Annotated in this window: 19 protein-coding genes; 3 read left to right on the plus strand and 16 right to left on the minus strand. The window is 64.4% G+C overall.

The genetic code is table 11. The annotated features are described in order from the left end of the window. Window positions 1–56 precede the first annotated feature (56 nt). Window positions 57–671 carry a pyridoxamine 5'-phosphate oxidase family protein gene (locus OC446_RS12660; RefSeq protein WP_262029381.1) on the minus strand — a complete coding sequence of 205 codons (615 nt, stop codon included), beginning with the start codon at window positions 669–671 and terminating at the stop codon, window positions 57–59. A 118-nt stretch (window positions 672–789) separates the two neighbouring features. On the opposite strand from OC446_RS12660, the gene OC446_RS12665 reads away from it, so the two are divergent. Both OC446_RS12665 and OC446_RS12670 read left to right on the plus strand, forming a co-directional pair. After that, window positions 790–2,481 carry an adenylate/guanylate cyclase domain-containing protein gene (locus OC446_RS12665; protein WP_262029382.1) on the plus strand — a complete coding sequence of 564 codons (1,692 nt, stop codon included), beginning with the start codon at window positions 790–792 and terminating at the stop codon, window positions 2,479–2,481. A 126-nt stretch (window positions 2,482–2,607) separates the two neighbouring features. Continuing rightward, the gene (locus tag OC446_RS12670) at window positions 2,608–3,381 is read left to right on the plus strand and encodes a DUF3800 domain-containing protein (protein WP_262029383.1); all 774 of its coding nucleotides are present in this window, start codon (window positions 2,608–2,610) and stop codon (window positions 3,379–3,381) included. A 239-nt stretch (window positions 3,382–3,620) separates the two neighbouring features. Here OC446_RS12670 and pnp read toward each other — a convergent pair whose 3' ends face one another. Together pnp and rpsO are read right to left on the minus strand one after the other, a co-directional pair. Next, window positions 3,621–5,795, minus strand: coding sequence for a polyribonucleotide nucleotidyltransferase (pnp, locus tag OC446_RS12675; RefSeq protein ID WP_262029384.1), 2,175 nt, complete (start codon window positions 5,793–5,795; stop codon window positions 3,621–3,623). Window positions 5,796–6,010: 215 nt separating this feature from the next. Next, window positions 6,011–6,280 carry a 30S ribosomal protein S15 gene (rpsO, locus tag OC446_RS12680; RefSeq protein ID WP_262029385.1) on the minus strand — a complete coding sequence of 90 codons (270 nt, stop codon included), beginning with the start codon at window positions 6,278–6,280 and terminating at the stop codon, window positions 6,011–6,013. A gap of 297 nt (window positions 6,281–6,577) precedes the next feature. Between rpsO and OC446_RS12685 the strand changes: the two genes are divergently transcribed. Continuing rightward, the gene (locus tag OC446_RS12685) at window positions 6,578–7,114 is read left to right on the plus strand and encodes a ferritin-like domain-containing protein (RefSeq protein WP_262029386.1); all 537 of its coding nucleotides are present in this window, start codon (window positions 6,578–6,580) and stop codon (window positions 7,112–7,114) included. 83 nt (window positions 7,115–7,197) lie between these two features. Here OC446_RS12685 and truB read toward each other — a convergent pair whose 3' ends face one another. From truB to OC446_RS12750, 13 genes are all read right to left on the minus strand, one after another. Continuing rightward, window positions 7,198–8,118, minus strand: a complete 921-nt coding sequence (truB, locus tag OC446_RS12690) for a tRNA pseudouridine(55) synthase TruB (RefSeq protein WP_262029387.1) — start codon at window positions 8,116–8,118, stop codon at window positions 7,198–7,200. Next, window positions 8,115–8,549 carry a 30S ribosome-binding factor RbfA gene (gene rbfA, locus OC446_RS12695; protein WP_262029388.1) on the minus strand — a complete coding sequence of 145 codons (435 nt, stop codon included), beginning with the start codon at window positions 8,547–8,549 and terminating at the stop codon, window positions 8,115–8,117. The genes truB and rbfA overlap by 4 nt, the downstream gene beginning before the upstream one ends. A gap of 147 nt (window positions 8,550–8,696) precedes the next feature. Then, complete coding sequence (infB, locus tag OC446_RS12700; RefSeq protein ID WP_262029389.1) at window positions 8,697–11,576, minus strand: translation initiation factor IF-2; 2,880 nt, start codon at window positions 11,574–11,576, stop codon at window positions 8,697–8,699. Next, the gene (locus OC446_RS12705) at window positions 11,573–12,244 is read right to left on the minus strand and encodes an RNA-binding protein (protein WP_262029390.1); all 672 of its coding nucleotides are present in this window, start codon (window positions 12,242–12,244) and stop codon (window positions 11,573–11,575) included. Before OC446_RS12705 ends, infB begins: the two co-directional genes overlap by 4 nt. 31 nt (window positions 12,245–12,275) lie before the next feature. After that, a complete protein-coding gene (gene nusA, locus OC446_RS12710; protein ID WP_262029391.1) occupies window positions 12,276–13,895 on the minus strand; it encodes a transcription termination factor NusA in 1,620 nt (539 codons plus the stop codon). Window positions 13,896–13,907: 12 nt separating this feature from the next. After that, on the minus strand, window positions 13,908–14,537 hold the full coding sequence (gene rimP / locus OC446_RS12715) for a ribosome maturation factor RimP (RefSeq protein WP_262029392.1): 630 nt from the start codon (window positions 14,535–14,537) through the stop codon (window positions 13,908–13,910). Window positions 14,538–14,688: 151 nt separating this feature from the next. Then, window positions 14,689–15,372, minus strand: a complete 684-nt coding sequence (locus OC446_RS12720) for a tRNA (guanine(46)-N(7))-methyltransferase TrmB (protein WP_262029393.1) — start codon at window positions 15,370–15,372, stop codon at window positions 14,689–14,691. A gap of 159 nt (window positions 15,373–15,531) precedes the next feature. After that, a complete protein-coding gene (metK, locus tag OC446_RS12725; protein ID WP_262029394.1) occupies window positions 15,532–16,710 on the minus strand; it encodes a methionine adenosyltransferase in 1,179 nt (392 codons plus the stop codon). A 104-nt stretch (window positions 16,711–16,814) separates the two neighbouring features. Then, window positions 16,815–17,228, minus strand: a complete 414-nt coding sequence (locus tag OC446_RS12730) for a helix-turn-helix domain-containing protein (protein WP_262029395.1) — start codon at window positions 17,226–17,228, stop codon at window positions 16,815–16,817. Between the two features lie 49 nt (window positions 17,229–17,277). After that, window positions 17,278–18,882, minus strand: coding sequence for an apolipoprotein N-acyltransferase (gene lnt, locus OC446_RS12735; RefSeq protein WP_262029396.1), 1,605 nt, complete (start codon window positions 18,880–18,882; stop codon window positions 17,278–17,280). Continuing rightward, window positions 18,879–19,910 (minus strand): hemolysin family protein, encoded by a 1,032-nt coding sequence (locus tag OC446_RS12740; RefSeq protein ID WP_262029397.1) that lies wholly within the window; start codon window positions 19,908–19,910, stop codon window positions 18,879–18,881. The genes lnt and OC446_RS12740 overlap by 4 nt, the downstream gene beginning before the upstream one ends. A gap of 20 nt (window positions 19,911–19,930) precedes the next feature. Next, window positions 19,931–20,389: an rRNA maturation RNase YbeY gene (gene ybeY / locus OC446_RS12745; RefSeq protein ID WP_262029412.1), complete on the minus strand. Its 459-nt coding sequence runs from the start codon at window positions 20,387–20,389 to the stop codon at window positions 19,931–19,933. 14 nt (window positions 20,390–20,403) lie between these two features. Further along, window positions 20,404–21,504, minus strand: coding sequence for a PhoH family protein (locus OC446_RS12750; RefSeq protein ID WP_262029398.1), 1,101 nt, complete (start codon window positions 21,502–21,504; stop codon window positions 20,404–20,406). Between the last annotated feature and the right edge of the window lie 64 nt (window positions 21,505–21,568).

A 21,568-nucleotide genomic window follows, 5' to 3' on the forward strand; every position in this document is an offset into this window, starting at 1 on the left:
TGAAAGACTGCGGCTCAGGAAAGAAGAGAGCTGATTCCATGCCGATGGAATCAGCTCTAGTAAAGCGTCGTCTTCTGCCGTTCGGGCAGAGCCTTGTCGTAAGCCTCGCCGTCGAAACGCTCGGGGCTCAGGGCCGCGAGGATCTGGCCGGCGCTCGGCAATGAGCCGCGCGCCACATGCTTGTCGGGGTTCCACAGCTCGGAGCGCAGGATTGCGCGCGCGCATTGGAAGAACACGGCTTCGACCGTAATCGCGAGTACGGATTTCGGCGCCTTGCCGTCGATGGCGAAGCTGTCGAGCAGGGCGGGCTCCACCGAGATCACCGCGCGTCCGTTGACGCGCAGGGTCTCGCCGATGCCGGGGATCAGGAACAGCAGCGCAACGCTCGGATCACGCACGATGTTGCGCAGGGAATCGATGCGGTTGTTGCCGCGCCGGTCGGGCAGGAGCAGGGTCTTTTCGTCCTTCACCCGCACGAAGCCCGGCCCGTCGCCGCGCGGCGAACAATCGAGCCCCTCCGGCCCGCGTGTGGCCAGCGCCACGAAAGGCGCGACCTCAATGAAGGCCCGGTACTCGGGCACGATCCGGTCCGTCTCCTTCAGAAGCGATCCCTTGTTGATCTCGCCGTAGAGCGCTTCCAGTTCGGGCAGGGTGGTGATGGTGTCGGGCATGTCTCGCGCGTCGGTACAGGGATCGTGATTTGACAATCCGCACCTTGGTGCAACTGCATAGGTGGAGGCAAGCTTGAAAGCTAAAGCCGGTGCGGCTCGGCCTGAGTGAAAGACGCGTATGAAAAGCCTTCCAGGCAAACCGACACCGGATCCGCTCGGCTCCGAGATCACGATCCGGACCCGCGAAATCCGCCTCGTCGCAGGCCTCGTGCTCGGCCTCTTTCTGCTCACCCATTTCTCCAATCATGCCCTCGGCCTCGTCTCGGTCGAGGCGATGGAAGCCGGGCGCGCCTGGTTCAACCGCCTGTGGCGAAGCCCGGCCGGCACGGTGCTGCTGTACGGGTCGGTTCTGACGCATTTTCTGCTGGCCCTGCTAGCGCTGTACCGCCGACGGAGCCTGCGCATGCCATTCCGCGAGGCGGCCCAATTGGTCCTCGGGATGAGCCTCCCGTTCCTCCTGGTCGCCCATGTGGTCGGGACGCGGGTCGAATGGGCCCTGACCGGGCAGGATTCCGGCTATCCGGAAGTGGTCCGCAACATCTGGGTCCTCAATCCCGCCGTCGGGGCCCGTCAGGCCCTGGCCCTCGTGATCGCCTGGCTGCACGGTTGCCTCGGAGTCTATTTCTGGCTTCGCCCGAAACCGTGGTTTCCGCGCGCCGCGTTGCTTCTCTACACGGTCGCGCTCCTCGTGCCGGTTCTGGCGCTGCTCGGCTTCGTGGAGGCGGGCCGGGACATGGCCGAGGCTCCGGACCGGTTCGGTCCCATCCCGGTTCCGCCCGCGTCCGATCTCCTGCCGATGATCGCACCGGGCCTCTATACGGCGTTCGGAGGCATGATCGCCGCTACGCTGGCCGCCCGCCTCGTCCGCAGCCTGCGCCTGTGGTCGCGGCGGGTGCGCATCATCTATCCTGGCGATCAGGTCGTGACGGTGCCGCTCGGCTTCAGCGTGCTGGAAGCAAGCCGCATCGCGGGCATTCCGCAACTGTCGGTCTGCGGCGGGCGCGGGCGCTGCTCCACCTGCCGGGTGCGGGTGCTCGAAGGTCTTGAGCGCCAGCCGCCGCCCACCGCGCAGGAGCGGGGCACGCTCGCGCGGATCAAGGCGGGCCCGAACGTGCGGCTCGCCTGCCAGTTCCGTCCGACCCACGATGTTTCCGTGGTGCCGATCCTGTCCGCGGGGCGCAACGGCATGGCCTCGCTCGTGCGGGGCGGGCGGGCGCAGGGGCAGGAGCAGGACATCGCCGTGTTGTTCTGCGACCTGCGCGGCTTCACGAGCCTGGCGGAGCGGCGTTTGCCCTTCGACACGGTCTTCATCCTCAACCGCTATTTCGAGGCGGTGGGCGAGTCCGTCGAGGATGCGGGCGGCTATATCGACAAGTTCATCGGCGATGGGGTTCTGGCCCTCTTCGGGCTGAAGACCACGCCGCAGCAGGCCGCCCAGCAGGCCCTCGACGCGGCGCTCCGGATCAAGGCGGCGCTTGATCATCTCAATGAGGAGTACGCGAGCGAATTCGAGCATCCGCTGAAGATCGCCATGGGCCTCCATGCCGGCCCCGCCATCGTCGGGCAGATGGGCTACGGCCAGGCCACCAGCCTCACCGCCGTGGGAGACACCATCAACGCCGCCAGCCGCCTGGAAGGCCTCGCCAAGGAACTGGAGGTCGAGCTCGTCGTCTCGGAAGACCTCGCGACCCGCGCCGGGCTCGATCTCTCTGACCGCGAAAGGCAGATCGTCCAGATCAGGGGACGAGCCGCGCCCCTGGAGAGCTGGATCGTTCCGCAGGCGGGGGACTTTAGAATGGTAAGTAGGTGATAGCAGATATCAATCACCTTGTAGCTATAGCATTTCAGGAAGTTTTTCCTTAATGATTGTAGGAAAGCTTGAAAGCTACATAGTACCTAGATGGGACTGCTTTGTATGGGGTTATCACGTTTCAGAATGTACGTTGATGAAGTCGGAAATGATGACCTGACGAACGTTAATGATGAGCGTCATCGCTATCTAAGCCTATCAGGCGCGATTTTTAATCAAGACTATATGCGGGACGTTTTCGTTCCGACTATTGATAAGCTAAAGCGTGAGTTCTTTCGTGGAGACCCAGATGAAAAAGTCGTGTTTCATAGAAAGGATATTCTTCAGAAAAACGGACCTTTTAAAATATTGAATGATGTTGATACATGTAAGGAATTTGATGCTGAGCTTCATAACCTTATTAGGAATTCTGATTATAAGCTAATAACTGCGGTAATCGATAAGAAAGCGCTCTTAACAAAATCCCACTGGGTTAAGAACCACCCATACCATTGGCTTATGGAAATTCTGATCGAGAAGTATTGCCAATTTTTGGAGCGTCACAATGCAATTGGTGATTTGATGCCTGAAAAGCGACACGGGAAGCCTGACCAATCTTTGCAAATTGCTTATGAGTCAGTATACGAAAATGGAACTCGCTTTGCTGCAGCCGATAAGATCAAAAAGCACATCACATCATCTAAGCTGAAATTTCGTGCAAAGTCAGACAATATCGCTGGATTGGAATTGTGCGATTTAGTTGCCCACCCGAGCTACATTCATGTTAGAGGATGTCAAGGACATACTGTCAACCTGGGTGAGTTTGCTCTCAAAGTTGTTCATGCACTTGAAGAACTACGCTACGACAGATCGCCCTATAATGGCATCGTTAAAGGCTACGGTTGGAAATATTTCTCTTGATACTAGAACAGGGCCCGCAGGCCCTGTCCGATGGATTGATGTACCATCATATACCGGCCGCCCGTAAGCACCGGATTTAATAATAACTGTAGTACTGAAAATCTCGGACGTCAAGTCGTTCGTTTTTCGTTCTTATTGACTTTGCTCAGGAACGGAGTCCACGAATCAGAGTAATAACAAAAAGCCTCCACATCAGATGATGTGGGGGCTTTCCTTTTTGCTATGAGCTTCGAGCGATCTTACTCGCCGGCAGCCTTCTGCTGGTCGCGCTGGGCGCGTTCGGCGTCACGCTCGGCCTTGAGCTGCTCGGTGATGTCCTCGCCGGTCTCCTGGTTGACCACCTTCATGGAGAGACGGACCTTGCCGCGCTCGTCCATGCCGAGGAACTTCACCTTCACCTTGTCGCCTTCCTTGACCACGTCGGTGACCTTGCCGACGCGGTTCTTGGCGAGCTCCGAGATGTGCACGAGGCCGTCGCGGGAACCGAAGAAGTTCACGAAGGCACCGAACTCCATCACCTTCACGACCGTGCCGTCATAGATCACGTTGACCTCGGGCTCGGCGACGATGGAGCGGATCCAGTTGTAGGCGGCCTTGATCGACTTGCCGTCGGCGGACGCGATCTTGATCAGGCCGTCGTCGTTGATGTCGATCTTCGCGCCGGTCTTCTCCACGATCTCGCGGATGACCTTGCCGCCCGAGCCGATGACTTCGCGGATCTTGTCGACCGGGATCTGCATGGTCTCGATGCGCGGGGCATGCTCGCCGAGCTCGGCACGCGGAGCCGTCAGGGCCTTGTTCATCTCTGCCAGGATGTGACCGCGACCGTCCTTGGCCTGATCGAGCGCGACGCGCATGATCTCCTCGGTGATGCCGGCGATCTTGATGTCCATCTGGAGCGAGGTGATGCCCTGGTCCGTGCCGGCCACCTTGAAGTCCATGTCGCCGAGGTGATCCTCGTCGCCGAGAATGTCGGACAGGACCGCGAAGCGCTCACCCTCGAGGATGAGGCCCATGGCGATGCCCGCCACCGGACGGCGCAGGGGAACGCCCGCATCCATCAGCGACAGGGAGCCGCCGCAGACGGACGCCATGGAGGAAGAGCCGTTCGACTCGGTGATCTCCGACACGACGCGGATCGTGTAGGGGAATTCGTGGGACGGCGGCAGCATCGGGTGGATGGCGCGCCAGGCGAGCTTGCCGTGGCCGATTTCGCGGCGGCCGGGCGAGCCCATGCGGCCCGTCTCGCCGACGGAATAGGGCGGGAAGTTGTAGTGCAGCAGGAAGGTCTCCTTGCGGGTGCCCTCCAGCTCGTCGATGAACTGCTCGTCCTCGCCGGTGCCGAGCGTGGTCACGACCAGCGCCTGCGTCTCGCCGCGGGTGAACACGGCGGAGCCGTGCGTGCGGGGCAGAACGCCGACTTCCGACTGGATCGGACGGACGGTCTTGAGGTCACGGCCGTCGATGCGGGTGCCGGTGTCGAGGATGTTCCAGCGCACGACCTTGGCCTGGGCTTCCTTGAAGACCGCCTTGACCTTCTCCGGGTCGAACTTCGCTTCGCCTTCGGCTGGGACCAGGGCGTCCATCACCTTCGCCTTCACGGCGTCGACGGCCGCGTAGCGGTCCTGCTTCTTGGTGATCTTGTAGGCTTCGCGCAGGTCGGCCTCGGCGATGGCGAGCACGGCCTGCTCCACCTCGGACACGTCGGCCGGCTGGTAGTCGCGCGGCTCCTTGGCGGCCTTCTCGGCAAGGCGGATGATGGCCTCGATGACCGGCTGGAAGTGCTTGTGGCCGAACATCACGGCGCCGAGCATCACGTCCTCGGGCAGTTCCTTCGCCTCGGACTCGACCATGAGCACGGCGTCGGCGGTGCCGGCGACGACGAGGTCGAGAGCGGATTGCTCCATCTCCTGGATCGGCGGGTTCAGCTTGTACTGGCCGCCGATATAGCCGACGCGGGCGGCGCCCACGGGGCCCATGAAGGGAACGCCCGAGAGCGTCAGGGCGGCGGAGGCCGCCACCATGGCGACGATGTCCGGATCGTTCTCGAGATCATGCGAGAGCACGGTCACGACGACCTGGGTGTCGTTCTTGTAGCCCTCGACGAACAGGGGGCGGATCGGACGGTCGATCAGGCGGGAGACCAGGGTCTCCTTCTCGGTCGGGCGGCCTTCGCGCTTGAAGTAGCCGCCCGGGATGCGGCCGGCCGCGTAGGTGCGCTCCTGGTAGTTCACCGTGAGCGGGAAAAAGTCGAAGCCGGGCTTCGGCTCCTTGGCCGACACGACGGTAGCGAGAACGGTGGTCTCACCGTAGGTGGCGACGACGGCGCCGTCGGCCTGACGGGCCATCTTGCCCGTTTCGAGCACGAGCTTGCGCCCGGCCCAGATCAGTTCTTCGCGTTGGATATCGAACATGGCATGTCTTTCATGACAGCGGGGCGGGGGCTCGATGCCATGAGCAAGACGGCAAGAGGCTCGTGCCGGCGGGTCATCCCTGCCCTACAAGCCCCTTGCGATCCTGCCATGGTCATCGTGTCTGCCGCCTCCTTAAGATACACCGGGCCTTGAGCCTCGCAGTGTTGGAGAAACCGTCCGGAGCCGGGCTCCGGACGGAAGTTTTTCGAAGAAGCTTAGCGGCGGATGCCGAGCTTCTCGATCAGCGTGCGGTAGCGGCTCTCGTCCTTCTTCTTCAGGTAGTCGAGAAGCGAACGGCGTGCCGACACCATCTTCAAGAGACCGCGACGGGAGTGGTTGTCCTTGGCATGGGTCTTGAAGTGACCGGTCAGATTGTTGATCCGCTCGGTCAGAATGGCGACCTGCACCTCGGGGGAGCCGGTATCGCCAGCCTTCTGGGCATATTCCTTAACGAGCGTGTTCTTGCGCTCAGCCGTAATCGACATCGTCAATCCTTTCAGGTTGGTTCGTCGGGAGACCTTGAGCCTTCAGGGCTTCGGGTCCGGGGCATCCGGATGGGCCGGGCCGGGATGTCGTCCAGCGCGGTCCGAATTCGGACGCGTCTTTCGGAGCATTTCGTCCGAAAAGATGGCGCACCATACACGAAAAGCGCCCGAGTACCAGTGAAATCATTTTTCCCAAGCAGAGCAATAGGATGCGCTATCCGAGCGGGGCTCTCCGGGAACAAGTCCCGGGGGCCATGGTTGGTGAACCATATACCCCCAAGATAGGAATTTCACAGCATGGTTGCCACCACAGCCGATCTCGCGTCCTCGGAAACCGTCAAGAACGTCTTCATCACGGGCGTCCAGAACGCCCACGCGCTCGAGAAGGAGGCGCTCCAGCTCATGCAGCGCCAGGTCGAGCGCTTCGAGAATTATCCGGAAATGTCGCAGATTCTGAAGACGCACATTGCCGAAACGGAAGGACAGGTCCGCCGGCTGGACGAGATCCTGCACACCTTCGGTGAGGACCGGTCGATCCTGAAGGACATGGCCACACAGTTCATGGCCAACATGGCGGCCGCCGGCCACATGCCGATGGCCGACGAGGTGATCAAGAACACCTTCGCCAATCACGCCTTCGAGAATTTCGAGATCGCCGCCTACACGTCCCTGATCGCCATGGCGGAGGCCTCAGGGCACCAGCGGTTCGTTCCGGCGCTGGAGGAAACCCTGCGCGAGGAGCAGAAGACCGCGCAGCTGATCCGCGACCAGATCGTGCCGATCACGCAGAAATACCTCATGCGCGAAGCTCAGGGTCTTAAGGCGGACCTGTAAGTTCCGCGTCGGGTCTCTTTATGTCGCGGCCGTCTCGGGCCTTGGCTCCGGGACGGCCGTTTTGCTTTCGCGGGGGTAGTGCCTCACGCCCCCAGGTTGAACACCCGGTGTGGGACCAGCTCGCCGCGCTCCACGTCGCCGACGGCGATGAGAATGCCGTTGCAGGTTGCATAGACCTTGCCGGACAGGGGCGCCTCGCGGCCGCGCAGGATGATGGACTGGCCGCGCATCAGGCGCCCGGCCATGTCCCGGCTTACGGCGATGGAAGGGATCTCGCTCAGCGCGATCTCCACGGAACGCAGGGCCGCCGGGTCGGTTGCGATGTCGTCCACGGTGACGGCATCGTGCTCCGTGAAGGGACCGACGCGGGTGCGCCGGAGGGCCGCGACATGGCCGAGGCAGCCAAGCGCGCGGCCGAGATCGCGCGCGATGGCGCGCACATAGGTGCCCTTGCCGCAATCGGCCTCAATAACGGAGCGGTTGCCCTCATGATGGATCAGGGCCAGCCGGTCGATCTGGACGGTGCGCGGCTGCAGCTCCACCACCTCGCCGTCGCGGGCGAGATCATAGGCGCGCTCGCCTTGGATTTTGATGGCCGAGAACCGGGGCGGCACCTGCTGGACCTGGCCGGTGAAGCGGGGCAGGAAGGCCTCGATTTCGGACGGGTCGGGCAGTTTGTCGGTGGCTTCGACCACATCGCCTTCGGTGTCGTCCGTGGTGGTTTCCGAACCCCAGGCCACAGTGAACACGTAGGATTTGCGGCCGTCCATGACGAAGGGCACGGTCTTTGTGGCTTCGCCGAGGGCGATCGGCAGGATGCCGGAGGCGAGCGGATCGAGAGTACCGGCGTGGCCCGCCTTCTTGGCCGAGAGACCGCGTTTGACGACTGCGACCGCATGGGTCGAGGTCATGCCGACGCCCTTGTCGAGGATGATCCATCCGTTGACGTCGCGCTTCTTCGGACGGTCGCCGTGCGGCCGCCGTTGCGGGCGTTCTTCGCTCATGATTCCTGCTCGCTGTCGTCGTCGGGGATGTCGGCGTCCGGCCTAGTCGTGTCGCGCGCCACGCGCTCGGAGCGCAGCAGCGAGTCGATCCGGGCGGCCTCGTCGAAGCTTTCATCGCGGCGGAAGCGCAGGTCGGGGGCGAATTTCAGGTTCACCCGTCGGGCGACCTCCTGGCGCAGGACCTTCCTGTTCTTCTCCAGCGCGCGGATCACCGCGTCCTCGTCCTTGCCGCCGAGCGGCATGACATAGGCGGTGGCGAGCTTGAGATCGGGCGACATGCGCACTTCGGGAATGGTGATGACGTTCTTCGTCAGCACGTCATCCTGAAAGTCGCCGCGGGAGAGGACCTCCGCGAGGGCATGTCGCACGAGTTCGGCGACGCGCTGTTGGCGTTGGGAAGGCCCTGTGGTTTGTTCGAAACGTTTAGCCATTTTTCTTCTCCGGGATTGGACCGGACCGGGATGCGAGGTGCCGTGGCCGGTCACCTCGATTCAGCAGGAACTCTGTCCATGAAAGCGCGATCACCGGGACGAGCCCGGTGATCGCACATCGTTCTGGTGTCGAAGGCGCGAAGCGGATCAGAGCGTCCGCTTCACCTCTTCCACGCGATAGCACTCGATGAGGTCGCCGACGCGCATGTCCTGGTAGTTCTCGAAGGACATACCGCATTCCTGGCCCGAGGTGACCTCGCGGGCATCGTCCTTGAAGCGCTTGAGCTGCGAGAGCTTGCCTTCGTGGATGACCACGTTGTCGCGGATCAGGCGGACATGGGCGCCGCGCTGGACCACGCCGTCGAGGACGCGGCAACCGGCGATCTTGCCGACCTTCGAGACGTTGAACACCTCGAGAACCTGGGCTTCGCCGAGCCGTTCCTCGCGCAGGGTCGGAGCGAGCAGGCCGGACATGGCCGCCTTCACGTCATCCACGAGATCGTAGATGATGTTGTAGTAGCGGATCTCGATGCCGGCACGCTCGGCCGCCTCGCGCGCTTCCTTGTGGGCACGCACGTTGAAGGCGAGGATGATGGCGCCCGAGGCTTCCGCCAGGGTGACATCGGATTCCGAGATGCCGCCGACGCCCGCCTGGACGATGCGCGCTGCGACTTCCTCGTTGCCCACCTTCTCGAGAGCACCGACGATCGCTTCCGCCGAACCCTGCACGTCGGCCCGGACCACGAGCGGGAATTCCTTGCGGCCCGCTCCGGCCTTCAGGTCGCGCATCATGTCGACGAGCGTGCGCCCGGCCGTACCCATACGAGCCGCCTGACGCTCGCGCTTCTGGCGGGTCCGATACTCGGTGACCTCGCGGGCGCGGGCCTCGGACTCGACCACCGCGACGCGGTCGCCGGCCTCGGGCGTGCCGTTGAAGCCCAGCACCTCGACCGGGACCGAGGGACCGGCCTCCTTCACGTTGGCTCCGAGATCGTTGATCAGGGCGCGCACGCGACCCCATTCGGCGCCCGCCACGACGATGTCGCCGGTGCGCAGGGTGCCGCGCTGAACGAGCACGGTAGCCACGGGACCACGGCCACGATCGAGCTTGGCTTCGATGACGGTGCCTTCGGCCGAACGCTCGGCATTGGCCCTGAGCTCGAGGATTTCGGCCTGGAGCTGGAGACCTTCGAGCAGGGTCTCAAGACCCTGGCCGGTCTTGGCCGACACCTCGAATTCGAGCGTCTCACCGCCCATCGATTCGACGACGATGGAGTGCTGCAGCAGCTCGGTCCGGACCCGCTGCGGGTTGGCGTCGGGCTTGTCCACCTTGTTGATCGCCACGATCAGCGGCACGCCGGCCGCTTGCGCGTGATTGATCGCCTCGATGGTCTGCGGCATGACGCCGTCATCGGCCGCCACCACCAGCACGACGATATCCGTCACCTTGGCACCGCGGGCACGCATGGCCGTGAAGGCCGCGTGGCCGGGCGTGTCGATGAAGGTGATCTTGCCGCCGAGCGGCGAGGTCACCTGATATGCACCGATATGCTGCGTGATGCCGCCAGCTTCGCCGGAGACCACGTTGGTCTTGCGGATCGCGTCGAGCAGCGAGGTCTTGCCGTGGTCGACGTGGCCCATGATGGTCACGACCGGCGGGCGGGTGACGAGGTTCTCGTCCACGTCCGGCGTATCGAACAGGCCTTCCTCGACGTCCGCTTCCGCGACGCGCTTCACCGTGTGGCCGAGCTCTTCCGCGATCAGCTGGGCTGAATCGGAATCGATCACGTCCGTGATCTTGTGCATCTGGCCTTGCTTCATCAGCATCTTGATCACGTCGACCGCGCGTTCCGACATGCGGTTCGCCAGCTCCTGGATCGTGATCGTCTCGGGAATGATTACCTCACGGGCAATCTTTTCCTTCTGTTCGACCTGACGGTGGCCCATGAGACGCTGGTTGCGGCGACGGAAGGACGCGAGCGAGCGGGTGCGCTCGTCCTCGCCCGAGGTCGCGTTGGCCAGGGTCAGGCGGCCGCGGCGCTTCTCTTCTCCGGGAGCCGTCTTGGGCGTCTTCGGCAGGGCGGCGGGCTTGGCCGCGACGCCGGGACGACGGATGGTGCGTGCACCTTCCTCGTCATCCACAACCGCCGCGCGAGCCGCAACGGGCGGAGCCGTGCGGACATTCGGCTTCGCCGTTTCCGGATCGGGCGCGACCGGCGCGGCAGGGCGCGCCATGTGGTTCAGGCTCGGCGGGCGGCCGCCGGTGGTGCCGACGCCGGGACGCTGATAGCCGCCTGGGCGTGGACCATCGGAGCGCGGCCCGGAGGGACGCGGACCGTCGAAGCGTCCGGCCGGACGGGGACCATCCGAACGCGGACGGTCCGACCGGGGAGCGTCGGAGCGCGGGGCGGGGCCGCGGGCGGCCGAAGCCGCCGCGGGCGTCTGGCGCGGGGCCTCCTCGCCAAGACGGCGGCGGGCCTCCTCCTCGGCGCGGCGCTTGCGCTCGTCGTCCTGACGACGGCGTTCCTCTTCCTCGTGCTTGCGGGCCTCGGCGGCTTCACGCTCCTTGGCCTCGGCAGCCTCGCGCTCGGCGCGGCGGGCAGCCTCGTCGGCCTGGCGGCGGCGATCTTCCTCGTCGCGGCGACGTGCGTCGACCAGCGCGTTCATGCGCGCATCGCGCTCCTGCTCGGAGAGCGTCTGGAGCACCATGCCGCCGGACCGGGGTGTATTCGGGGCGCTTCGCTGCGGACGTCCGCCCTGGGCGGGCGCAGCCGGCTTCGGAGCCGGAGCGGCCGGCTTGGGCGCACTGACAGGGGCCGCGGCCTGTTGCGGCGCGGGCCGTTCCTCTTTTGCCCCACTACCGGGGCCGACAGCAGGGCGACGCTTGACCGTCTCCACCACGACCGCCTTGGACCGGCCATGGGAAAAGCTCTGGCGCACCGTGCCTTGCTCGACCGGGCGCTTCAGGGACAGCGTCTTGGACGACACATGAAGAGTCTTGTCGCCCTGGTTTTTCGTATCACTCATTCCGCCTCAGTTCCTGCGGGTTTCATAGTCGTGGGTTCGCCGGTCCCGTTTCCGAGGCCAGTTTGATCGGCCTCGATGCCGCCGAAGGAGCGGTAACGATGCCAGCGGTTCAGAAAGCCGTCGCTCCCAGCGCCCGCGACGAGGGCAGCATGTATCACATGTGACCGGCCTAATGCCAAATCCAATTCGTCAATCGACAGATCTTGGATGACCGGAAAGCTAGATATTGCCTCGCCGAGGCGTTTTCGCAACTGGTTCGCCAATTTTCTTCGCCCATCTTCGGCCGCCTCTGCGGCATGAATAAGGGCAACGATGGGCTTATCCGTGATGGCCGACTCGACCTTGAAGAAGCCGGTGATCACCGTACCGGCCTTGTTGGCGAGGGCCAAACCCTGGCGCAAATCGTCCCGGAGCATGCGGCCGATGTCCTGGGCCAGGGTCGCCGAGGCCTTGGCCTCGGTCTTGAAGGCTCGGGAAAAGAGGCGACGTTTAGCCGCCTCTTCCACCATGTCGGCGCGGGCCGTGACCCAGACGCCGCGGCCCGGCAGCTTGTGCCGGAGATCGGGCACGACCTCGTGGTCGGGCCCCAGGACAAAGCGGATCAGCTCCGCGGGGCCTTTCGCCTCGCGGGTGACGATGCAGGTGCGCTCCGGTTCATGCCGCGGCACGGGTGCTGACCTCGCTTTGCCATTTTCCGGCTTAAGACGGTTGGGCCTCGGTCTCAGCCTCTTCGGCCGATCCCTCGGTCTCCACCGTCTCTTCCGGCTGTTCGATCCAGCCCGCCTTCACGCGGGCGGCCATGATCATGTTCTCCGCATCGGCGCGGGAGACGTCGAAGCCGTCCAGCGCGCCCTTGTAGCGGGTGGCCTCGGGGCCGCGGCCTTCCGTCCAGCCGACGAGATCGTCGGTGGCGCAGCCGGCCAGGTCCTCGACGGACTTGATGTCGTTCTCGCCGAAGGCCACCAGCATGGCGGTGGTGACGCCGTCGATCTCCTTCAGGTCGTCGGAGACGCCGAGCTCGCTGCGGCGGGTCTCGTTCTCGGCCTCGATCCGAGCGAGATAGTCCTGGGCGCGGCTCTGGATCTCGGCGGCGGTGTCCTCGTCGAAGCCCTCGATGGAAGCCACTTCGCCAGCGTCCACATAGGCGATTTCCTCAACGGAGCGGAAGCCTTCCGACGCCAGGAGCTGGCCCACCACCTCGTCCACGTCGAGGGCGTTCATGAACAGCTCGGTGCGCTCGGCAAATTCCTTCTGGCGGCGCTCGGATTCCTCGGCCTCGGTCAGGATGTCGATGTCCCAGCCGGTGAGCTGCGAGGCCAGACGCACGTTCTGGCCGCGGCGGCCGATGGCGAGCGAGAGCTGGTCGTCGGGCACCACCACCTCGATGCGGTCGGCCTCCTCATCCAGCACCACCTTGACCACTTCGGCCGGCTGAAGGGCGTTGACGATGAAGGTCGCCTGATCGGGCGACCAGGGAATGATGTCGATCTTCTCGCCCTGCAATTCGCCCACCACCGCCTGGACGCGGGAGCCGCGCATGCCGACGCAGGCGCCGACCGGGTCAATGGAGGAATCGCGCGACGTCACGGCGATCTTGGCGCGGGAGCCGGGATCGCGGGCGACGGCCTGGACGGACACGATGCCGTCATAGATCTCCGGCACTTCGGAGGCGAAGAGCTTCGCCATGAACTGCGGATGGGTGCGCGAGAGGAAGATCTGCGGCCCGCGGGCCTCACGGCGGACATCGAAGAGATAGGCGCGGATGCGGTCGCCCGGGCGGAAGGTCTCGCGGGGGATGAGCTCGTCGCGGCGGATGATCGCCTCGCCACGGCCGAGATCGACGATCACATTGCCGTATTCGACGCGCTTGACGGCGCCGTTCACGACCTCGCCGATGCGGTCCTTGTATTCCTGGTACTGGCGGTCGCGCTCGGCGTCGCGCACCTTCTGCACGATCACCTGCTTGGCCGACTGGGCCGCGATGCGTCCGAAATCGAAGGGCGGCAGGGTGTCGGCGATCACGTCGCCCACCTGGGCGGCCGGATTGTGGCGGGTGCGCGCCTCGGCGAGGGCGATCTCGCGGGAATCGTTCTCCACGGCGCCGTCGTCGACCACGAGAAGGTGGCGGGCCAGGCGCAGCTCGCCGGTCTTGGAATTGATCTCGGCATGGATGTCGGTTTCGGCACCGTAGCGGGACCGGGCCGCCTTGGCGATGGCGTCCGCCATGGCGTCGAGCACGATCTGCTTGTCGATCACCTTTTCGCGCGCGACCGCATCGGCGATCTGCAAGAGTTCCAGCCTGTTGGCACTGATAGCCATCGAGGTCGCTCCTTAGTTCGGTTTCGTCTGATCGGTCGGGTCCTGCGCCTCGTCGGGCGCATCGACCACATCCGTGTCTTCATCAAGATCGTCCGTGGTCGGCGCCGTTCCGCGGCGCAGCGATTCACGGATCAATTCGTCGGTCAGAACGAGGTGCGCCTCGCCGATATCCGTCAGGGGAACGCGGGCGATGGGCTCGAGACCCTCTTTCACGTCCGGCAGCTCGATCACAAGCCTTCCGTCCTCGACGCCCCGCAGGAAGCCGCGGAAGCGCTTGCGGCCCTCGACCGGCACGGCCATCTCCACCTTCGCGTCGTGGCCGCTCCAGCGCTCGAAGTCGCTGGCGCGCACGAGCGGGCGGTCGATTCCCGGCGAAGAGATTTCCAGGTGATAGGCCGTGGCGATGGGATCCTCGAGGTCGAGAACCGGCGAAATGCCGCGGCTCACGGTCTCGCAATCCGACACCGACATGGTGCCGTCCGGCCTTTCGGCCATGATCTGCACGGTGCATCCGTTCGTGCCGGTGACCCGCACCCGCACGAGATTGAAACCCAGATCCTCGATCACAGGCTCGACAATGGCCGCCACTCGGGCGGCGACGCCGCTTTCCGTAATCAGTCGCTTGTCGCGTTCGTTTGTCATGGCTCTCCGCACGCTCCGGCGTCCAAGCAATAAAAAAGAGCGGACCCCGGGGGGCCCACTCTCGACCAGCAGCTTGACGCTGCAACCAGAGCTGACAAGGGCAATATACTGATTCCAACACCAAAATACAAGCGTGGTGCGAAAACGCCCGTCAGACGCGCTCGAACGTGAGATAGCTCGGCACCCTGCCCTCCCGAATCGCCTTGGCCTCGTAGCGGGTGCCGGGCCAGCCTTCGTAGGGCTTGCGCCAGTCGTCGGCCCGGGTGGCGGTCCAGCGGAAGTGTGGAGAGCGCAGGGTCCGGGCCAGCACCCAGCCGATATAATCGTCGATGTCGCTGGCAAAGCGCAGCTCGGCGCCCGGTTTCATGACGCGGGCGAGAACCTCGAGGGTCTCGTCCGAGACGAGGCGGCGCTTGCGCTGCCGGCGCTTGGGCCACGGGTCGGGATAGAGGATGTAGACCCGGTCGAAGGAGGCATCCGGCAGGGTCGGCAGGAGGTCCGTGACGTCGTCGTCCCAGAGCCGGACGTTGTCGAGATGCTCCTGCTCGATGACGGCGAGAAGCTTCGCCATGCCGTTCACGAACGGCTCGCAGCCGATGAAGTTGATGTCGCGATGCGCCCTCGCCTGCGCGGCGAGATGCTCGCCGCCGCCGAAGCCGATCTCGAGCCAGGTCTCGCGAGCCTGAGGATTGGGAAATTGTCCGGACGGTGCACGGCCCGGCACCATGCGGATCGCCGGCAGCACGTTCTGGACCAGGTCGTCCTGGCCTGCGCGAAGCTTCTTGCCCTTTCGGCGCCCAAAGAAGGCGCCCGCCCGTTCCGATGCTTCGTTCATGGGACAGATGCTCCTGAAGAAGGCACGATGTGCTTGGTGATCGCCCCGGCATTTCGCTGCCGGCTCATGCAGTGAGAGCCGGTCCTCCTTCCGGGGAACCGGCTCTCGCGGGAGAGGTCTTATCGAGGCCGAACGACTGCCGACGGGCCCCGGCCAATTTTACCGAAACGCCGCCTTCAGGCGCTCGGCGAGATCCGTGCGCTCCCAGGAGAACCCGCCGTCGGCATCCGGCTTGCGGCCGAAATGCCCGTAGGCCGAGGTGCGGGCATAGATCGGGCGGTTGAGGCCGAGATGCGTGCGGATGCCGCGCGGGGAGAGATCCATGGCGTCCATGAGAACGGCCTCCAGCTTACCCTCGTCCACCTTGCCCGTGTCGTGGAGATCCACGTAGATCGACAGGGGCTTGGCCACGCCGATGGCGTAGGAGAGCTGCAGGGTGCAACGATCGGCGAGGCCGGCCGCCACCACGTTCTTGGCGAGGTAGCGCGCCGCATAAGCGGCCGAGCGGTCCACCTTGGTCGGATCCTTGCCCGAGAAGGCGCCGCCGCCATGGGGTGCCGCGCCGCCATAGGTGTCGACGATGATCTTGCGGCCGGTGAGGCCGCAATCGCCGTCCGGACCGCCGATCACGAACTTGCCCGTGGGGTTGACGTGCCAGATGGTCTGGGCCGAGATCCAGCCTTCGGGCAGGGTCTGGCGGATATAGGGCTCGACGATGGCGCGCACGTCATCGGAGGAGAGATTCTCGTCCAGGTGCTGGGTCGAGAGGACGATCTGGGTGGCCGCGACCGGCTTATCGTTCTCATAACGCAGCGTGACCTGGCTCTTGGCGTCCGGGCCGAGCTTGGCCGCGTCGCCCACCTTGCCCTTGCGGGCGGCGGTCAGGTTCTCGAGGATCTTGTGGGCGTAATAGATCGGCGCCGGCATGAGATCGGGCGTCTCGGTGCATGCGTAACCGAACATGATGCCCTGGTCGCCCGCGCCCTCATCCTTGTTGCCGTCGGCATCGACGCCCTGGGCGATGTGAGCCGACTGGGCATGGAGATATACGGAGACGTCGGCGGTCTTCCAGTGGAAGCCTTCCTGCTCGTAGCCGATATCCTTGATGGCATCGCGGGCGAGCTCGATCACCTTGTCCTTGGTGATGGAATCGGGCCCGCGCACCTCGCCGGCAATGACGACGCGGTTGGTGGTGGCGAGCGTCTCGCAGGCCACGCGGGCTTCCGGCTCGGCTGCCAGATAGGCATCGACGACGGCGTCGGAAATCCGGTCGCAGACCTTGTCCGGATGACCTTCGGAAACCGATTCGCTCGTGAAAAGATAGCTAGAACGCCGCACGATGGAATTCCTTCAGGCAATAGAAACTGGCGTCTGCGGTCGGCCGCAGGCTTCGAAACATGCTCATGCCGTAGGCTAAAGGAAAGGTCAAGCGAACGTGTTCTTTATGACGAACGCTCACTCTCTTCCTGAGCCGCCAGGGCATTGACGAGCTGAACGATGCTTTTGCGGACCTTCGGGCTCTTGATGCTGGCGAAGGTCCGAACGAGCTGGAGGCCTTCGGGCGTGGACATCATGTCGGCCACATAGGCGGGAGCGCCGCCTTCGGCGAAGCCGGATTCGGACTTGCCGCTCCGGATGCCGTCGAAGAAGAAATCGATGTCGACATTGAGGATCTTGGCGATATCAACGAGGCGGGCAACGCTGATCCGGTTCATGCCTTTTTCGTATTTCTGGACCTGTTGGAAAGTCAGGCCGAGCATGTCGCCAAGTTTTTCTTGGCTCATCCCAATCGAAACGCGGCGCATGCGCACTCTGCTTCCGATTTCCTTATCGATAGTGCCCGTCGATTTCTTCATTGTGGCCTGTCCCCTTGCCTATAAAGACGCACTATCGAGGCATATTTACTTAATTTAGGGATGATTGGTGCCTGCGACGTGCAATCAACAGGATTAAGCAGATCCCAAGCGTGGCCGTCAAAGAAAACCTGCCCCAAACACTATAAAGAGTCAGCGGTTCAGCAACCGGAAGAGAGGTGTCGAGAACACCTTCAACTCCCAATGGAAGTTTGTCGACAATCCGACCGAAAGGATCGATTACGGCCGAGATTCCCGTATTGGCCGCCCTGACCAGGGGAAGGCCCTCCTCGACCGCTCGCAGACGGGCTTGGGCGAAGTGCTGATAGGGCCCCGGGGTCTGACCGAACCAGGCATCGTTGGTCACGTTCAGGATCAGGTTCGGCCGAGGCCCCTCGGCGACGATCTCTCCCGGAAAGATCGCCTCGTAGCAGATTGTCGCGGCAACCGGCGGAAGGCCCGGGATCGACAGCATCGCGCGCTTCTCGCTCGGCTCGAAGCCGCCGGGAATGTGCACGAACTGGCGCAGGCCCGCGGCCCTGATCAGGGTATCGAGAAATTTCGGCACGTATTCGCCGAAGGGCACCAGATGGACCTTGTCGTAGGCGCCGAGGATTGTGCCCTTCTCGTCGATCACCTGGATGGCGTTGTAGAATTTGCCCACCGCCTCGCCGGGCAACGGGTCGTCCATGCGGGCGGCGCCCGTGATCAACGTGGAGCCCGGCCCGAGCAGGGTGGCGATCTGCGCCAGGGAAGCGGGGTCGCGATGGAGCAGGAACGGAAAGGCGGATTCCGGCCAGACGATGTGGGTCGGCGCAGCGGTCTTGCCGTCCCGGCCTGGGCTAGCGCTCAAGGTCAGGTAGCGCCGCATGATGGCGTCGCGGTTGCGCGGGTTGAACTTGGCATCCTGGGGCAGGTTGGGCTGCATGATACGCAGGCGCACGTTCTCGACCTGCGCCGAGGCTTCCGGCGGGACCCGCCAGGCGCCGAAGGCCGCGAGGCCAAGAAGCAGAGCCGCCGCGAGACCCGGGGCCGTCCAGCGGGCGGTCGTCGTCCTTCCTGTAAGCAGGATTGCGGGCGCAGCGCAGATGGCGACGCTCAGGAAGGTCAGGCCATAGAGACCCACCAACGAGGCGGACTGCATGAGCCAGAGGTTCTGACCGAGAGCCATCCCGGGATTGTTCCAGGGAAAGCCGGTGAAGAGATGGCCGCGCAACCATTCGCTGACCGTCAGGCCGAAGGCGAGGGCGAGAATGCGCCAGGCATCGGGCAGCCAGAACAGGCGGGCCAGCGCAAAGCCGAAGGCGGAAAAGAAGGCGAGCAGGGCGGGAAGACCCAGGACGCCGAAGGGCATGGCCCAGGCAAACTGGTCGGCCTCCACGAGAAAGGCCGCGCCGAGCCACCACAGCCCGGCGACGAAATAGCCGAAGCCCCAGAACCAGCCGAGGAGGGCGGCGGATCGGAACGGGGCCCAGGGGGAGGGACCGTCCTTCACGGTGCCGTCCATGAGCCAGACAGCCGGCACGAGGGAGAGAACGAGCGCGGGCAGGATGCCGAAGGGCGGCATGGCCATGGCTCCGACGGCCCCAGCCACAAAGGCCGTGAGCCAGCGGCGCCATCCCCTTGCGAGGATGACGCGATCAGCCAGGGGCATCATTCCGCGGCAGCGCTTTCAGGGCGCGGAGCGTTCGCCTGATTGTCTCCGGCCTCCGCTTCCGACGCGAAGGTGCGGCGATGGACGCGCAGCCGCTTCACGCGCCGCGGGTCGGCATCGAGGACCTCGAATTCCAAGCCCGACGGACCTTCGATGACCTCGCTGCGGGACGGGACACGGCCGGCGAGCGTCACGATGAAGCCCCCGATCGTGTCGATGTCCTCTGCACCCTCTTCCTCAGTCAGGTCGAGGCCCAGCACGTCCTTAACCTCATCGAGGCTCGCGCGGGCATCGGCGATATAGGTGCCATCAGCCGCCGGCACGATGGTGAGGGTCGCATCCTCATCGTGCTCGTCCTCGATGTCGCCCACCACCATCTCGACCAGATCCTCGATGGACACGAGGCCGTCGGTGCCGCCGTATTCGTCGATGACCAGAGCCATGTGGGTTCGGGTTGCCTGCATGCGCACCAGAAGGTCGATGGCCGGCATAGAGCGCGGTACGAACAGGACCGGGCGCAGGATGTTGGCGGAGGAGAGCGCCATCGACAGGTCGATCTGCCCGAGGCTCGGCAGGGGCGCTTCATCGCTCGAACCGGCCTCGGAGGCGCCGCCATCGGCCCGCATGGCGATGAAGTCGAGGAAGTCGCGGATATGGACCATGCCCTTCGGATCGTCCAGGGTCTCGCCATAGACCGGCAGGCGGGAATGACCGGCCGTGCGGAACAGGCTCAGGAGCTCGCCCAGATTGGTGTCGGCCGCCACCGCCACGATGTCGGCGCGGGGCACCATCACGTCCTCCACCCGGATCCGGTGGAAAGAGAGCACGTTCTTGAGCATCGCCCGCTCCTGGGGCGAGAAATCCGTGTCCTCGACGGTTTCGGCGAGGACGTCCTCAAGATCGTGACGGATGGATTCGCGGGGTTTCAGGCCGAGACGGGTCAGAACCCGGTCGTACCAGTGGTCGCGTGTGTCGTCTGTCTCGGTCGGGGTTCGGACAGGTCGGTCGCTACGACTTCGATCTTCGTTCATTGCTTTGGGTTGTCAGCCGTTCATGCTGCCATATCGCGATAGGGGTCGGCGATGCCAAGGGTGGCGAGCGCCTTTACCTCAAGACCTTCCATGATTTCCGCCTCCGACTCGACCTCATGGTCGTAGCCGAGGAGGTGCAGGACCCCATGGACGATCAAATGGGCAAAATGATGCGAGAGCTCCTTGGATTCCTCCTCGGATTCGCGCACCAGCGTTTCATAAGCTAATGCAATGTCGCCCAAATGGCGAGGGCCGTTTGCGCCGGGCTGCTCGGGCGCCGGAAAGGAGAGCACATTGGTGGGCTTGTCCTTGCCCCGCCAGGTTCGGTTCAGTTCGCGGATCTGGGCGTCGTCGGTGAGCATGACGCTCGCCTCGAACGCGCCATCCGCCTCGTAAGTGACGGACAGGGCGGCCTCGGCGGCCTTCTGCGCCAGGGCCTCTGCATCTTCGAGGCTGTCCCAATCGCCCGCCTCGATCATGATGTCGAGCGTGATCACGGTCTGCGGTCCCGGTCGTAACGGGGTTGATCCGGTTGAGGCGGCGCCTCGCGGGCGGCCTTGTCATAGGCGGTCACGATGCGGCGCACGAGATCGTGGCGCACCACGTCGGCCTCCTTGAAGGTGACGCGGGCGATGCCCTCGACTCCCTGCAGGATACGCGTGGCCTCCACCAGGCCGGATTTCTGGCCCGGCGGCAGGTCGATCTGCGTCGGGTCGCCGGTGATGATCATCCGCGAGCCCTCGCCGAGGCGGGTCAGGAACATCTTCATCTGCATCGACGTGGTGTTCTGCGCCTCGTCGAGCAGCACCAGGGCGTTGGTGAGCGTGCGCCCGCGCATGAAGGCCAGGGGGGCGATCTCGATCATGCCGGTCTGCAGGCCACGATCCACATGGCGCGCTTCCATGAAATCGTAGAGTGCATCGTAGATCGGGCGAAGGTACGGATCCACCTTCTCGCGCATGTCGCCGGGCAGGAAGCCGAGGCGCTCGCCCGCTTCCACGGCCGGACGGGAGATGATCAGACGGTCCACCTGACCCTGTTCCAGGAGCGACACCGCATAGCCGACCGCGAGCCAGGTCTTGCCGGTGCCGGCCGGGCCTTCCGCGAAAACGAGCTCGTTCGTCTTGAGTGCCTTGATATAGGTATTCTGCGAAGCGTTGCGGGCTCGGACGGGTCCGCGCCTGCGGGTAGAGATCTGGTCGAAGGCCGTAAGACCCGCGGCCGGCTGCTCCTCGGCGGCGGGGAAGAGGCTGCCCTGTAGGGTGCTCTCCTCGATGGCGCCGTCCACGTCGCCCGGCCCGAGCGCTCCGCCCTGGCGGGCGCGCTCGTAGAGCCCTTCCAGAACCCGGCGCGCCATCTCGGAGCCTTCGGGCGTGCCCTTGACGGTGACCCGGTTGCCGTTAGCGATGGCGGTCACGTTCAGGCGCCGCTCCAGATGAGCGAGATTCTGGTCGTATTGTCCGAAGACGAGGCTAGCGAGGCGGTTGTCGTCGAAGGTGAGAACGATCTCCGCCTCCTCCACGACGCCGGGGTGCAAGCTGCTGGCGTTCCGTCCCTTTTGGGCTCGTGCGGTCGCGTTGTCCGCTGGGCTCAAATGCCTCTCCTCTGAATGTCGGCCGCACGGCGTGCGGCCAACGAATATGGGGTCCTGTCGGACA

The sequence above is a fragment of the Microvirga sp. Mcv34 genome (assembly GCF_024519725.1).
GTDB lineage: Bacteria > Pseudomonadota > Alphaproteobacteria > Rhizobiales > Beijerinckiaceae > Microvirga.

What these genes read in the sequence shown, in the direction of transcription:
- OC446_RS12670 (WP_262029383.1), top strand. Translation starts at nt 2,608, where the DNA reads ATGTACGTTGATGAAGTCGGAAATGATGACCTGACGAACGTTAATGAT.
- nusA (WP_262029391.1), bottom strand. Translation starts at nt 13,895, where the DNA reads ATGGCTATCAGTGCCAACAGGCTGGAACTCTTGCAGATCGCCGATGCG.
- rbfA (WP_262029388.1), bottom strand. Translation starts at nt 8,549, where the DNA reads ATGGCTAAACGTTTCGAACAAACCACAGGGCCTTCCCAACGCCAACAG.
- rpsO (WP_262029385.1), bottom strand. Translation starts at nt 6,280, where the DNA reads ATGTCGATTACGGCTGAGCGCAAGAACACGCTCGTTAAGGAATATGCC.
- pnp (WP_262029384.1), bottom strand. Translation starts at nt 5,795, where the DNA reads ATGTTCGATATCCAACGCGAAGAACTGATCTGGGCCGGGCGCAAGCTC.
- truB (WP_262029387.1), bottom strand. Translation starts at nt 8,118, where the DNA reads ATGAGCGAAGAACGCCCGCAACGGCGGCCGCACGGCGACCGTCCGAAG.
- OC446_RS12660 (WP_262029381.1), bottom strand. Translation starts at nt 671, where the DNA reads ATGCCCGACACCATCACCACCCTGCCCGAACTGGAAGCGCTCTACGGC.
- OC446_RS12740 (WP_262029397.1), bottom strand. Translation starts at nt 19,910, where the DNA reads ATGAACGAAGATCGAAGTCGTAGCGACCGACCTGTCCGAACCCCGACC.
- rimP (WP_262029392.1), bottom strand. Translation starts at nt 14,537, where the DNA reads ATGACAAACGAACGCGACAAGCGACTGATTACGGAAAGCGGCGTCGCC.
- infB (WP_262029389.1), bottom strand. Translation starts at nt 11,576, where the DNA reads ATGAGTGATACGAAAAACCAGGGCGACAAGACTCTTCATGTGTCGTCC.
- OC446_RS12730 (WP_262029395.1), bottom strand. Translation starts at nt 17,228, where the DNA reads ATGAAGAAATCGACGGGCACTATCGATAAGGAAATCGGAAGCAGAGTG.
- ybeY (WP_262029412.1), bottom strand. Translation starts at nt 20,389, where the DNA reads ATGATCGAGGCGGGCGATTGGGACAGCCTCGAAGATGCAGAGGCCCTG.
- lnt (WP_262029396.1), bottom strand. Translation starts at nt 18,882, where the DNA reads ATGATGCCCCTGGCTGATCGCGTCATCCTCGCAAGGGGATGGCGCCGC.
- OC446_RS12720 (WP_262029393.1), bottom strand. Translation starts at nt 15,372, where the DNA reads ATGAACGAAGCATCGGAACGGGCGGGCGCCTTCTTTGGGCGCCGAAAG.
- OC446_RS12685 (WP_262029386.1), top strand. Translation starts at nt 6,578, where the DNA reads ATGGTTGCCACCACAGCCGATCTCGCGTCCTCGGAAACCGTCAAGAAC.
- OC446_RS12665 (WP_262029382.1), top strand. Translation starts at nt 790, where the DNA reads ATGAAAAGCCTTCCAGGCAAACCGACACCGGATCCGCTCGGCTCCGAG.